This is a genomic window from Streptomyces sp. NBC_00490, from assembly GCF_036013645.1.
Lineage (GTDB): Bacteria > Actinomycetota > Actinomycetes > Streptomycetales > Streptomycetaceae > Streptomyces > Streptomyces canus_F.
Genome location: NZ_CP107869.1, coordinates 5,375,996 through 5,388,875 on the forward strand (window position 1 = coordinate 5,375,996; position 12,880 = coordinate 5,388,875).

The following is a 12,880-nucleotide window of genomic DNA, read 5'->3' on the forward strand; positions in this document are numbered from 1 at the left end:
GGGCGGGCGCCTGTGGACGTCGGGTGTCGCCACGGTGTGCGCGGATTCCTCGGCCGGGGGCTCGCCCGTCGCTCAGGTAGCCTCGGGCCATGAGTTTCGGAGCTTCCCTGCCCTCGGTCGACGTCGCCGGTGTTCCGGCCGACGGCCTCGTTCTGGATGTCCGTGAGGCCGACGAATGGGCCGCGGGGCATGTCGAGGGTGCGCTGCACGTGCCCATGAGTGACTTCGTGGCCCGGTTCGGCGAGGTGACCGAGGCGGTGGCGGACGGTCGGCGGGCCTATGTGATGTGCCGCGTCGGCGGTCGCTCCGCGCAGGTCACCCAGTACCTGGTCCAGCAGGGCATCGACGCCGTGAACATCGACGGAGGCATGCTCGCCTGGGACGGCGCCGGCCGCCCCATGATCACGGACAACGGTTCGCCAGCGTTCGTCCTCTAGGCCGGGCACCCGGCCGCGCGCGTCAGGCCAGGGGGTGCGCCGCCAGCAGGTCGCCCAGCGCCTCCTCGTGCGCGGCTGCCGGGCCGAGCGACAGTTCCAGGTGCTTGGCCCAGGCGTGATAGCGGTGCAGCGGGTAGTCGGTGTCGGCGCCGAACCCGCCGTGCAGATGCTGTGCCGTCTGCACGACCCGCCGCACGCCCTCCGAGGCCCAGATCTTCGCGACGGCGACCTCGCCGGAGACCGGCAGCGCGCCCTGTGTCCCGGAGCCGGTCCGCCAGGCCGCCTGCCACAGCGTGGCCTCCATCGCCTTCAGGTCGATGTAGCGGTCGGCGGCCTGCACGGCGACGGCCTGGAACGTGGCGACCGGGAAGCCGAACTGCTCCCGCTTGCTGGTGTATTCACTGGTCATCCGCAGGACCTGACGCCCCAGGCCGAGTGCCTGCGCACACGTTCCGACGGTCAGCAGATGCCGTAGCGACTCCCACGCCCCGTCCGCGTCGAGGACGTCCCGGGCCGCGATCCGCGCCGACTCCAACCGCAGTTCGCCGAGCCGCTCGCCCGTCGTGGAGATCTGCTCGGCGAGGGCGACCCCGTCGCCGGCGGGTGCCACCAGCGCGAGCACGGTCTGTCCGGCCGCCGTGTGCGCCGGTACGACGATGTGGTCCGCGTCGAACGCCCAGGGCACCGCCGTCTGCACGCCGTCCAGGATCCACTCCGCGCCCTCCTGCCGTGCGGTCACGGCGAGTTCGGCGGGGTCGTGGCCGGTGCGGCCGCTCGCGGCGACGGTCAGCACGACCTCGCCGCGGCCCGCCCGGGCGAGCAGGCCGGACCGCAACTCCTCGGTGCCATGGGCCTGTACGGCCGCCGCGGCCGCGCTGCTCTCCAGCAGCGGCACCCGCGCCAGCACCTTCGCCGACTCGGCCAGCACCAGGCACAGCGCGACCGCGTCCAGACCGGCCCCGCCGTACTCCTCCGTCAGCAGCAGGCTCAGCAGGTCCGCGTCGGCGAGCCTGCTCCACAGCTCGCGGTCGAAGTGGTCGGCGACGGCGCCCGTGGCGAGCGCGGGGCTCGGCACCCCGTCCGGCGCGACCCCGGCGAACACGCCCCGTGCCGCCTCGGCCGCCGCCTGCTGCTCCTCGGTGAAGGTGAAGTCCACGGTCCCTGTCCTCCCGACGCGTCAGCCGATCGACGGGTGAGCCGATCTGACGGACCGTCAAGATAGAACAGGTTCTAGAAGAAGGGAACGGGGCGGCCCGCCCCGGGTCCCCTCACCTGTCGAAGTCCAGCTCCACCGTCTCCGTCGCCGGATGCGACTGGCACGCCAGCACGTACCCGGCCTCCGTCTCCTCCGGCTCCAGCGCGAAGTTGCGGTCCATGCGGACCTCGCCGGAGACGAGGAAGGCGCGGCAGGTGCCGCACACCCCGCCCTTGCAGGCGTAGGGCGCGTCGGAGCGGTTGCGCAGGACCGCGTCGAGGAGGGACTCGCCGTCCTGGACGGGCCAGGTCCCGCCGCGGCCGTCGAGACGGGCGGTCACCGTGCTGTGCGCGGGCGCCGGGGTCCTGGGCGCCGGGGCCGCTCCCTCGTCGACGTGGAAGATCTCCTCGTGGACGCGGCTCCGGGGGACGCCGAGCTCCCTCAGCGCTCGTCCCGCGCCCTGCACCAGCCCGAACGGCCCGCACAGGAACCAGCCCGCCACATCCGCCACCGGCAGCAGCGCGGGCAGCAGTCCCGTCAGCCGCTCCCGGTCGAGCCGTCCGGACGGCAGTCCCGCCTGCTGCTCCTCCCGGGAGAGCACGGTGACCAGCTGGAGCCGCTCGGGGTAGCGGTCCTTCAGGTCGGCGACCTCGTCCAGGAACATCGTCGAGGCGGCCGTACGGTCACTGCGGATCAGACAGAACCGGGCCTCGGGCTCGCGCGCCAGCAGCGTCGACACGATCGACAGCACCGGGGTGATGCCGCTGCCGCCGACGACCGCCGCGTACAGGCCGGGTGCGGGGGTGAGGGTGAAACGTCCCGCGGGAGTCATCACCTCCAGCTCGTCGCCGACGGCGATCTCCTTGAGCGCGTACGTGGAGAAGGCTCCGCCGTCCACCAGCCGTACACCGACGCGCAGTCGGCGGGGGGCTTCGCCGTCCGGTGCCGGGGAGCAGATCGAGTACGTGCGCCGGATCTCCTCGCCGTCCGCGGTGCGGCGCACGGCGAGGTGCTGGCCCGGGGCGTAGCGGTAGGCCTCGCCGAGCTCCGGCGGCACGGTGAAGGTGAGGGCCACGGAGTCGTCGGTGAGCCGGTCGACCGCCGCCACCCGGAGCGCGTGGAAGCGGGCCATCACAACTCCTTGAAGTGGTCGAAGGGTTCACGGCAGTCCAGACAGCGCCGCAGCGCCTTGCAGGCCGTGGAGGAGAAACGGCTGAGCAGCTCGGTCTCGGCGGATCCGCAGTGCGGGCAGCGGACCGGGTCGGTGCTGTCGAGCGTCCGGGTCGTGCCCAGGGACACGGTCACCGGGCCCGCCGCGTGCTGCGTGCGCGGCGGGGCTATGCCGAACTCCCGCAGCTTGCGGCGGCCTTCGGCCGAGATGTCGTCCGTCGACCAGGCGGGCGCGAGGACCGTGCGCACGGTGACCTCGCGGACGCCGTGGGCGTGCAGCACCCGCTCGATGTCCACGGCCATCGCCTCGATCGCCGGGCAGCCGGTGTACGTCGGGGTCAGTTCGACCTCGGCCGTGTCCTGGCCGCGGACGTGCACCGCGCGCACGACTCCCAGTTCCCGCAGGGTGAGCACGGGCAGTTCGGGGTCGGGCACCGACCCCGCGACCTCCAGGAGTTCCGCCTCCAGCGGTGTCACGGTCACCATGACGCCCCCGGGTGGCTGCGGTGCAGATGCTGCATCTCGGCGAGCATCCGCCCGAAGGACTCGGTGTGCAGGCCCTGCCGGCCCGCACCGGCCGTCCACGCGCCCGTGCGCGGGCCCTCGGGGACACTCAGGGTGGCCCGGCCCAGGATGTCCGTGACGGACGCCAGCCACATGGTCTCCAGGGCGGCCCAGTCGACGTCGACGCCCTCCACCGGCTGGAACATCTCGCCGGTGAACCGCCACAGCGCCTCGCACGCCCGCCGCATCCGCTCGTGGCTGACGTCGGTGCCGTCGCCCAGCCGCAGGGTCCACTGCTCGGCGTGGTCGCGGTGGTAGGCGACCTCCTTGACGGCCTTCGCGGCGAGCGGGGCGAAGGGGCCCTCGCCCGCGGCCAGTTCGGCGTGGAGCAGGTGCTGGTAGGTGGAGAAGTACAGCTGGCGGGCGATGGTGTGGGCGAAGTCGCCGTTCGGCTGCTCCACCAGCTGGAGGTTGCGGAAGGCGCGCTCCTCGCGCAGATACGCCAGTTCGTCCTCGTCGCCGGCCATCGAGAGCAGGACGCGGGCCTGGCCCAGGAGGTCCAGCGCGATGTTGGCGAGGGCGACCTCCTCCTCCAGGACGGGGGCGTGGCCGGCCCATTCGCCGAGGCGGTGGGAGAGCACCAGGGCGTCGTCCCCGAGGGCCAGAGCGGTGGCGTGCGTGGTCAGGTCGACGGTCACAGGTGCTTCACCCCGTCCGGGATCTCGTAGAACGTCGGATGGCGGTAGGGCTTGTCGGCGGACGGTTCGAAGAACGGGTCCTTCTCGTCCGGCGAGGACGCGGTGATCGCGGAGGACGGGACGACCCAGATCGAGACGCCCTCGCCGCGGCGGGTGTACAGGTCGCGGGCGTTGCGCAGGGCGAGGTCCGCGTCCGGTGCGTGCAGGCTGCCGGCGTGGGTGTGCGAGAGGCCGCGGCGGGAGCGTACGAAGACCTCCCACAGAGGCCAGTCGGTGTTCGTCATGCGCGTGCGGCTCCCGTCTCGGTGTGCTTGCCGGCGTAGGCCGAGGCGGCCTCGCGGACCCAGGCGCCCTCGTCGTGGGCCCGCCTGCGCTGGGTGATGCGCTGTTCGTTGCAGGGGCCGTTGCCCTTGAGGACGTTCTTGAACTCGGTCCAGTCGATCTCGCCGAATTCGTGCCGGCCCAGCTCCTCGTTCCACTTCAGGTCCGGGTCGGGGAGCGTGAGGCCGAGGGACTCGGCCTGGGGGACGCAGATGTCGACGAAGCGCCGGCGCAGCTCGTCGTTGGAGTGCCGCTTGATCTTCCAGGCCATCGACTGCGCGGAGTGCGCGGACTCGTCGTCGGGCGGACCGAACATCATCAGGGACGGCCACCACCAGCGGTCCACCGCGTCCTGGGCCATCGCGTGCTGCTCGGGGGTGCCCTTGCTGAGCGCCAGCAGGAGCTCGTAGCCCTGGCGCTGGTGGAAGGACTCCTCCTTGCAGATGCGGACCATCGCGCGCGCGTACGGGCCGTAGGAGCAGCGGCACAGGGGGACCTGGTTGGTGATCGCGGCGCCGTCCACGAGCCAGCCGATCGCGCCGACGTCCGCCCAGGTCAGCGTGGGGTAGTTGAAGATCGAGGAGTACTTCTGGCGGCCGGTGTGGAGCTTGTCCAGCAGCTCGTCGCGGCCGGTGCCGAGGGTTTCGGCCGCGCTGTAGAGGTAGAGGCCGTGCCCGGCCTCGTCCTGGACCTTGGCCATCAGGATGGCCTTGCGGCGCAGCGAGGGCGCGCGCGTGATCCAGTTCGCCTCGGGCTGCATGCCGATGATCTCGGAGTGGGCGTGCTGGGCGATCTGGCGGACCAGCGTCGCGCGGTAGGCGTCCGGCATCCAGTCGCGCGGTTCGATGCGCTCGTCGGCGGCCACGGCGGCGTCGAAGGCGCGCTCGTACACGTCCTGGTCGACGGCGTCCTCCCGGCCGTACGCCTGTGCTGCTGTTGCCATGTGGCCCCCTCGACCCTGTGCGCTGCCCGGAGCAGGCTCCCGACCGATCGTTCGGTTCGTCGATTCCATGGTGTGCCGGGCGCCGTAAGGTGTCAACCGCTGTGGATAACCTGCCGACGGGCTGTGCGGGCGGGACGGCCTGAGTACCGTTCCCGTGCGAGCGCCGCGGAGGGGTGCGCGAGGGTGGCGGCGGGCCCTGCGGCCTCGTGGCCGAAGGCGGGGCGGACATCGGGAGACGGGGCGGAATGGACGCGTACGACACAGGCTCGGGCGCCCGGAGCGGGCCTGCCGACGAGCCGCGGGCGCCGGAAGGGGGCGCCGGGCAGCGGGCCGCCCTGCCCGCCGCCGATCCCGCCGACGTGGCTTCCCCGCCCTCGCCGTACGATCTGCCTCCCCCGCTCGGCACCGGACCCCGCATCGGGGTGGCCGCCCTCTCGCTCCGCTACCAGATCGGTGCCGCGCTGGCCCTCGCGCTCGTGGCGGTCACCGTCTGCGTCCATCTGGGGATGACGTTCCTGCACGTCGCGCCTTCCAACGCGGTCACCAAACAGCACGGCAAGGCGATCGACGACTGGATCTATCCGGAGTTCGAGCAGAACTGGAAGCTCTTCGCGCCGAACCCGCTGCAGCAGAACATCGCGGTCCAGGTGCGGGCCCAGGTCCTCGCCGCGGACGGCACCGTGCGGACCACCGGCTGGTACGACCTGTCCGCCGAGGACGGCCGGGCCATCGACGGCAATCTGCTGCCCAGCCACACCCAGCAGAACGAGCTGCGCCGCGCGTGGGACTTCTTCACCGCCACCCACGGCACCGACAACCGCCCCGTCGGGCTGCGCGGCGCCCTGTCCGAGACGTATCTGCGCCGCATCGTGGTGATGCGCCTGGACCGGGACGACGCGGCCGGGTCCGACGGCAGCGTCGAACGTGTACAGGTCCGCTCCCGTACCACCAGCGTGCGACCGCCGAAGTGGAGCCAGGAGCAGGTCTCCGAGAAGCCTCTGTACCGCGAGCTGCCCTGGTGGTCGGTCACGCCGGCCGATCTGCCGGGAGGTGAGCAGTGAACCGCTTCGCCCTGGCGCTCTCCACGGCCATCGCCCGCATCACCGAGTCGGCGCTCGGCCCGTACCAGAGCGCCGTGGTCCGCATCGGCTTCAGCGCGACCTGGCTGCTCTTCCTGCTGCGCGAGCTGCCCCACCGCCAGGAGCTGTACGGCCCCGACGGCCCGTGGAGCTGGGACCTCGCCGAGCAGCTGATCGCCGGCAACGGCGCCTTCACGGCGCTGATCTGGTCCGACAGCCGGATCTGGTTCGAGAGCGTCTACGGCCTCGCCGTGCTGTCGAGCCTTCTTCTGCTGCTGGGCTGGCGCACCCGCACCATGTCGGTGCTCTTCATGGTCGGCGTGCTGTCGCTGCAGAACCGCTCCATCTTCATGGGCGACGGCGGCGACAACGTCCTGCATCTGATGTGCGTCTACCTCGTCTTCACGCGCTGCGGCCAGGTCTGGTCACTGGACGCGCGCAGGGCGCGGCGCGAGAACGAGGCACGCGCGCGTGGCGAGCGGGTCGTGGACCGGGTCGGCCCGGTCCTGTGGATCGTGCTCGGGCTGATGCTGATCGCCGTGACCGGGGCGGGACGGCTGCTGGAGGGCGATCCGGTCATCCCCGCCCTGCTGTGGGCGGTGTGGCTGGGGCTCGGCGTGTGGTGGACGGTCGGGCGACTGGCGCGGACGGACCAGCCGCGGATCCTGCTCGACGTCATCGGCAACATGGTGCACAACGGCGCCCTGCTTGTGATCATGGCCGAGGCCTGTCTGATCTACGCCACGGCCGGCTGGTACAAGATCCAGGGCACGCGCTGGCAGGACGGCACCGCCGTCTACTACCCGCTGCACCTGGACTACTTCTCGCCCTGGCCCGCCCTCGCCGACGCGTTGTCGTCCAGCGCCACGATGGTGCTGCTCGTGACGTACGGGACCGTCGTGGTCCAGGTGGCCTTCCCGTTCACCCTGTTCAACCGGCGGGTCAAGAACGTCCTGCTGGCGGCCATGATGACCGAGCACGCGGTGATCGCGGTCGTCCTCGGGCTGCCGTTCTTCTCGTTGGCGATGATCGCCGCCGACGCGGTGTTCCTGCCGACGTCGTTCCTGCGCCGGGTGGGCGGCCGGGTGGCACGCGCGCGTGAACGGCTGACGGCGGGACGGGGCGGTCCCGCGCCGGTGCCGCAGACGCGCGCCCCGGAGGGCGCCGAGGAGACGCACGTAGGCTTCACGGCATGACCGACCCCGCCGGCCTCTGGCACCGGCTCGCCGACTCCTGCGTCCTGCTCGACGGCTTCCACGCCCTCAAGCACGCGGTGCGCTTCGGCGCCGAGGTCACGGTCGCGGTCACCGTCGACCGGGGGGCCACGCTCGCCCTCGCGGACGAACTCGCCCCCGATGTGCGCCGGGCGCTGGACGCGCTGCTGACCGAGGTGCCGGAGCCGGTGTACGCCTCGCTGGTGCCGCGCCCGCATCCGACCGCGGTCGCCGCCCTGGCGGTACGACCGTCCCGCGCGGCCCACCTGGAGCGGCTGGCCCTGATGCCGCGCACCGCCCCGGTGGTGGTCCTCGACCAGCCGCGCAACCTCGGCAACGCCGGGGCCGTGATCCGGCTGGCGGCGGGCTTCGGCGCGACGGGGGTGGTCACCACCGGCACGCTCGACCCCTGGCATCCGACGGTGGTGCGTGCGGGCGCCGGGCTGCACTTCGCGACGGCGGTGGAACGGGTGACGGTCGGGGAACTGCCTCCGGGCCCGCTGTTCGCCCTGGACCCGGAGGGCGACGACATCCGGGGCACGAAGCTCCCGGACGACGCCGTCCTCGCGTTCGGCTCGGAGCGCAGCGGTCTGTCGGCCGACCTACGCGCGCGTGCCGACCATCTGCTGTCCCTGCCGATGCGCCCCCAGGTCTCCAGCTACAACCTCGCGACCAGTGTGGCCATGACGCTGTACCACTGGAGCCTGGACGGCGGGGTCTAGGACCTGTCCGGGCGTCCTAGACCTCCCGGCGGACCTCGACGACCCGGAACCGGTTGGCCACGAACGCCCCGTCGCACAGCGCGGCGTTCGCCGCCGGGTTGCCGCCCGAGCCGTGGAAGTCGGAGAACGCGGCCGTCTGGTTGACGTACACCCCGCCCGTGAGGTTCAGCGACAACTGGGCCGCCTCCTCCAGGCAGACCTCCTGCACGGACCGCTCGACCTCGTCGTCGGTGGTGTACGCGCCGACCGTCATCGCGCCCTTCTCCCGGATCGTGCGCCGCAGCAGCTCCACGGCGTCGGCCGACGAGTCGACCGCGACGGCGAAGGAGACGGGCCCGAAGCACTCGCTCATGTAGGCGGCCTCGTCGTCGGGCTTGGCGCCGTCCAGCTTCACGATGACAGGGGTGCGCACGACCGCGTCCGGGAACTCCGGGTTGCTGATCTCCCGTGAGGCGAGGGCGACTTCGCCGAGCCCGGTCGCGGCCTCCAGGCGGGCCTTGACGTCCGGGTTCACGATCGCGCCGAGCAGCGCGTTCGCCCGCGCGTCGTCGCCCAGCAGGCCGTCCACGGCGCGGGCGAGGTCGGCGGCCACCTCGTCGAAGGTGCGGGGGCCCTCGTCGGTGCGGATGCCGTCGCGGGGGATCAGGAAGTTCTGCGGAGTGGTGCACATCTGGCCGCTGTAGAGCGACAGCGAGAAGGCCAGGTTGGAGAGCATGCCCTTGTAGTTGCTGGTGGAGTCGACCAGCACCGTGTTGACGCCGGCCTTCTCCGTGTAGACCTGCGCCTGGCGGGCGTTGGCCTCCAGCCAGTCGCCGAACTCGGTGGAACCGGTGTAGTCGATGATCCGGATCTCCGGGCGGCCCGCCAGGGTCTTGGCGATGCCCTCGCCGGGGCGCTCGGCGGCCAGCGCCACCAGGTTCGGGTCGAAGCCCGCCTCGCTCAGGACCTCACGCGCGACCTGGACCGTGAGCGCGAGCGGCAGCACCGCGCGCGGGTGGGGCTTGACCAGGACCGCGTTGCCGGTGGCGAGCGAGGCGAACAGGCCCGGGTAGCCGTTCCAGGTCGGGAAGGTGTTGCAGCCGATGACCAGGCCGATGCCGCGCGGGACCGGCGTGAACTGCTTGGTGAGCGCCAGCGGGTCGCGCTTGCCCTGCGGCTTGCTCCACTCCGCGGTGTCGGGCGTGCGGACCTGCTCCACGTACGCGTACGCCACCGCCTCCAGACCGCGGTCCTGCGCGTGCGGGCCGCCCGCCTGGAACGCCATCATGAAGGCCTGACCGGAGGTGTGCATGACCGCGTGCGCGAACTCGTGCGTCCGGTCGCTGATCCGCTTGAGGATCTCCACACAGACCACCGCGCGGATCTCCGCGCCCGCCTCGCGCCACGCGCGCTGCCCCGCGCGCATGGCGGGCAGCAGGGTGTCGATGTCCGCGTGGGGGTAGGTCACCCCCAGCTCGATGCCGTACGGCGAGACCTCGCCGCCCACCCAGTCGTCCGTGCCGGGCTGGCCGAGGTCGACGCGGGTGCCCAGCAGCGCGTCGAAGGCGGCCTTGCCCGCGGCCGCGTCCAGGCTGCCGTTCTCCCCGTAGGCCTTGGGGTGCTCGGGATGCGGCGACCAGTACGCGCGCGTGCGGATCGCTTCGAGCGCCTGGTCGAGGGTGGGCCGGTGCTTGGCGATCAGCTCGTGGGCGGTCAGTTCGGCGGCCATGCGGGACCAACTCCTCGTCTTGTGAACTCTTCGTCGAGCTCATGACCTGGGCAGAACCTGGGCAGATACAGCCGGACAGAGTTAGAGTAACCGAACGATCGGTCGGGACAAGGGGGTCCGCCGCAACTGTGGAAAACCCCGTGCGGGAGGATCGCGCACATGACAGCACTCGACCTCAGCAGCCCCGTGGCCGTCGTCGGCACCGGCACCATGGGCCAGGGCATCGCCCAGGTCGCGTTGGTCGCCGGCCATCCCGTACGGCTCTACGACGCCGCCCCCGGGCGGGCCCGGGAAGCCGCTGACGCGATCGGCGCGCGGCTCGACCGGCTCGTCGAGAAGGAGCGCCTGTCCGGCGCCGACCGGGACGCGGCACGCGCGCGTCTCACGGCCGCCGACAGCCTCGCCGACCTCGCGGACTGCGCCCTGGTCGTCGAGGCGGCCCTGGAGCGGCTGGACGTCAAGCAGCAGCTCTTCCGGGAGCTGGAGGACGTCGTCGGCGAGGACTGTCTGCTCGCCACCAACACCTCGTCCCTGTCGATCACGGCCATCGGCGGCGCCCTGCGCAACCCGGGCCGTTTCGTGGGCCTGCACTTCTTCAACCCCGCACCGCTGCTGCCGCTCGTCGAGGTCGTCTCCGGCTTCGCCACCGACGTCACCTCGGCCACGCGCGCGTACGAGACCGCACGGCTCTGGGGCAAGACGCCGGTCGCCTGCGCCGACACCCCCGGTTTCATCGTCAACCGCATCGCCCGGCCCTACTACGCCGAGGCGTTCGCGGTGTACGAGGCCCAGGGCGCCGACCCCGCCACCATCGACGCGGTGCTGCGTGGGTCGGGCGGCTTCAAGATGGGCGCGTTCGAGCTCACCGACCTGATCGGACAGGACGTCAACGAGTCCGTCACGCACTCCGTCTGGCAGTCCTTCTTCCAGGACGTCCGCTTCACGCCCTCGCTCGCGCAGCGGCGGCTGGTGGAGTCGGGCCGGCTCGGCCGCAAGAGCGGACACGGCTGGTACGTGTACGGACCCGAGGCCGAGCCCGCCGAGCCGCACACCGCCGAACCGGCGCAGGCGCCCGCGTACGTCGTCGCCGAGGGCGACCTGGGCCCCGCGTCCGAGCTGCTCGCGCTGATCCGCGAGGCGGGCATCCCGGTGCGCGAGGACGACGAGGACCACGGCACCCGGCTGGTGCTGCCGAGCGGGGGCCAGCTGGCGCTCGCCGACGGGCAGACCTCGGTGGAGTTCCGGGACGTCGTCTACTTCGACCTCGCGCTGGACTACCGCCGGGCCACCCGGATCGCCCTGTCCGCCTCCCAGGACACCGCGCAGCAGACCCTCGCCGAGGCGATCGGCCTCTTCCAGGCGCTCGGCAAGGACGTCAGCGTCATCGGTGACGTGCCCGGCATGATCGTCGCCCGCACGGTCGCCCGGATCGTCGACCTGGCGCACGACGCCGTCGCCAAGGGTGTGGCCACCGAGGAGGACATCGACACCGCGATGCGCCTTGGCGTCAACTACCCGCTGGGCCCCTTCGAATGGAGCCGCAGGCTCGGCCGCAACTGGGCCTACGCCCTCCTCGACGACCTGCACCTGCGTGATCCGAGCGGCCGCTACGCACCGTCCCTCGCGCTGTACCGCCACGCGTACGCCACCGACAAGAGGGAGGGCAGCACCTCATGACCACCGCCAAGCGCGACACGTACACCCCCGAGACGCTGCTGTCCGTCGCCGTCCAGGTCTTCATCGAGCGCGGCTACGACGGCACCTCCATGGAGCATCTCTCCAAGGCGGCCGGCATCTCCAAGTCCTCTATCTACCACCACGTCGCGGGCAAGGAGGAACTGCTGCGCAGGGCCGTCAGCCGCGCGCTCGACGGGCTCTTCGGGATCCTCGGCGAGGAGCCCGCGCGCGTGGGGCGGGCGGTCGAGCGCCTGGAGTACGTCGTGCGGCGCATGGTCGAGGTGCTGATCACCGAGCTGCCGTACGTGACGCTGCTGCTGCGCGTGCGCGGGAACACCGACACCGAGCGCTGGGCCCTGGAGCGGCGCCGCGACTTCGACCACCGGGTCGCCGAGCTGCTGAGGGCCGCGGCCGCCGACGGCGATGTGCGCGGCGATGTCGAGGTGCGGCTCGCGACGCGGCTGGTCTTCGGGATGATCAACTCGATGGTGGAGTGGTACCGGCCGGACGGGCGGGGCGTGAGCGAACGCGAAGCGGCCGACGCCGTCGTGCAGTTGGTGTTCTCGGGGCTGCGCAAGCAGCACTGAGCCGCACGCACGGGGCCGCCCGCACAAGCGCCGCGAATAGGGTTCGCCCGGTCCGGCGCGGCCCCGTTCAGCCCTGCGGCTCCAGGTCCTCGTCCTCGAAGACCAGCAGGGTGCGGGTGCTGAGGACCTCCGGGATGGCCTGGAGGCGGGTGAGGACCAGTTCGCGCAGGGCCCTGTTGTCCGGGGTGTGGACCAGGAGCAGGACGTCGAAGTCGCCGCCGACCAGGGCGATGTGGGAGGCGCCGGGCAGCTGGATGAGCTGTGCGCGGACCGTGCGCCAGGAGTTCTGGACGATCTTCAGGGTGATGTACGCCGACGTACCCTGACCGGCGCGTTCGTGGTCGACACGGGCGCCGAAACCGCGGATCACGCCGTCCTCGACGAGGCGGTTGATACGCGCGTAGGCATTGGCGCGCGAGACGTGCACGCGTTCGGCCACCGACCTTATCGACGCGCGGCCGTCCGCCTGGAGCATCTTCAGGATGTCCTCGTCGATGGCGTCCAGGGGACGAGGGGGCGGCAGCGGGCGACCGCCGTCCGGGCTCTCGGCCATTTGTTCAGGTGCCATGTCCCCCCGCCTCCCTACCATGGACGTACTGCGTTCATTGCAGGCTGTGGAGAACCG

At 72.0% G+C, this 12,880-nt stretch carries 14 protein-coding genes; 6 read left to right on the forward strand and 8 right to left on the reverse strand.

Features of this window, described 5'->3' with window-relative positions; translation table 11 throughout:
• The first annotated feature begins 89 nt into the window (after positions 1-89).
• Positions 90-437: a rhodanese-like domain-containing protein gene (locus OG381_RS24400; protein ID WP_327718176.1), complete on the forward strand. Its 348-nt coding sequence runs from the start codon at positions 90-92 to the stop codon at positions 435-437.
• A 22-nt stretch (positions 438-459) separates the two neighbouring features.
• Here the strand turns inward: OG381_RS24400 and OG381_RS24405 are convergent, their stop codons facing one another.
• The 6 genes from OG381_RS24405 to paaA all read right to left on the reverse strand — a co-directional run bounded on the left by OG381_RS24405 (position 460) and on the right by paaA (position 5,268).
• On the reverse strand, positions 460-1,593 hold the full coding sequence (locus OG381_RS24405; RefSeq protein ID WP_327718177.1) for an acyl-CoA dehydrogenase family protein: 1,134 nt from the start codon (positions 1,591-1,593) through the stop codon (positions 460-462).
• A gap of 112 nt (positions 1,594-1,705) precedes the next feature.
• Positions 1,706-2,764 carry a 2Fe-2S iron-sulfur cluster-binding protein gene (locus tag OG381_RS24410; protein ID WP_327718178.1) on the reverse strand — a complete coding sequence of 353 codons (1,059 nt, stop codon included), beginning with the start codon at positions 2,762-2,764 and terminating at the stop codon, positions 1,706-1,708.
• Complete coding sequence (gene paaD / locus OG381_RS24415; RefSeq protein WP_327718179.1) at positions 2,764-3,288, reverse strand: 1,2-phenylacetyl-CoA epoxidase subunit PaaD; 525 nt, start codon at positions 3,286-3,288, stop codon at positions 2,764-2,766. Before paaD ends, OG381_RS24410 begins: the two co-directional genes overlap by 1 nt.
• Positions 3,282-4,004 carry a 1,2-phenylacetyl-CoA epoxidase subunit PaaC gene (gene paaC / locus OG381_RS24420; RefSeq protein ID WP_327718180.1) on the reverse strand — a complete coding sequence of 241 codons (723 nt, stop codon included), beginning with the start codon at positions 4,002-4,004 and terminating at the stop codon, positions 3,282-3,284. Before paaC ends, paaD begins: the two co-directional genes overlap by 7 nt.
• A complete protein-coding gene (gene paaB, locus OG381_RS24425) occupies positions 4,001-4,288 on the reverse strand; it encodes a 1,2-phenylacetyl-CoA epoxidase subunit PaaB (RefSeq protein ID WP_046256561.1) in 288 nt (95 codons plus the stop codon). The genes paaC and paaB overlap by 4 nt, the downstream gene beginning before the upstream one ends.
• Positions 4,285-5,268 carry a 1,2-phenylacetyl-CoA epoxidase subunit PaaA gene (gene paaA / locus OG381_RS24430; protein ID WP_327718181.1) on the reverse strand — a complete coding sequence of 328 codons (984 nt, stop codon included), beginning with the start codon at positions 5,266-5,268 and terminating at the stop codon, positions 4,285-4,287. Before paaA ends, paaB begins: the two co-directional genes overlap by 4 nt.
• Before the next feature lie 245 nt (positions 5,269-5,513).
• On the opposite strand from paaA, the gene OG381_RS24435 reads away from it, so the two are divergent.
• From OG381_RS24435 to OG381_RS24445, 3 genes are read left to right on the forward strand one after another with little or no spacing between them, the layout of a single operon-like run.
• A complete protein-coding gene (locus tag OG381_RS24435) occupies positions 5,514-6,329 on the forward strand; it encodes a DUF5819 family protein (RefSeq protein WP_327718182.1) in 816 nt (271 codons plus the stop codon).
• Positions 6,326-7,543 carry an HTTM domain-containing protein gene (locus tag OG381_RS24440; RefSeq protein WP_327718183.1) on the forward strand — a complete coding sequence of 406 codons (1,218 nt, stop codon included), beginning with the start codon at positions 6,326-6,328 and terminating at the stop codon, positions 7,541-7,543. The genes OG381_RS24435 and OG381_RS24440 overlap by 4 nt, the downstream gene beginning before the upstream one ends.
• Positions 7,540-8,283, forward strand: coding sequence for a TrmH family RNA methyltransferase (locus OG381_RS24445; protein WP_327718184.1), 744 nt, complete (start codon positions 7,540-7,542; stop codon positions 8,281-8,283). Before OG381_RS24440 ends, OG381_RS24445 begins: the two co-directional genes overlap by 4 nt.
• Before the next feature lie 16 nt (positions 8,284-8,299).
• On the opposite strand, the gene paaN is transcribed toward OG381_RS24445, so the two are convergent.
• Complete coding sequence (gene paaN / locus OG381_RS24450; protein WP_327718185.1) at positions 8,300-9,991, reverse strand: phenylacetic acid degradation protein PaaN; 1,692 nt, start codon at positions 9,989-9,991, stop codon at positions 8,300-8,302.
• A gap of 159 nt (positions 9,992-10,150) precedes the next feature.
• On the opposite strand from paaN, the gene OG381_RS24455 reads away from it, so the two are divergent.
• Both OG381_RS24455 and OG381_RS24460 read left to right on the forward strand, forming a co-directional pair.
• Positions 10,151-11,668: a 3-hydroxyacyl-CoA dehydrogenase gene (locus OG381_RS24455; RefSeq protein ID WP_327718186.1), complete on the forward strand. Its 1,518-nt coding sequence runs from the start codon at positions 10,151-10,153 to the stop codon at positions 11,666-11,668.
• Positions 11,665-12,255: a TetR/AcrR family transcriptional regulator gene (locus OG381_RS24460; protein WP_307028378.1), complete on the forward strand. Its 591-nt coding sequence runs from the start codon at positions 11,665-11,667 to the stop codon at positions 12,253-12,255. The genes OG381_RS24455 and OG381_RS24460 overlap by 4 nt, the downstream gene beginning before the upstream one ends.
• Before the next feature lie 67 nt (positions 12,256-12,322).
• On the opposite strand, the gene OG381_RS24465 is transcribed toward OG381_RS24460, so the two are convergent.
• Complete coding sequence (locus OG381_RS24465; RefSeq protein ID WP_046256569.1) at positions 12,323-12,808, reverse strand: Lrp/AsnC family transcriptional regulator; 486 nt, start codon at positions 12,806-12,808, stop codon at positions 12,323-12,325.
• Between the last annotated feature and the right edge of the window lie 72 nt (positions 12,809-12,880).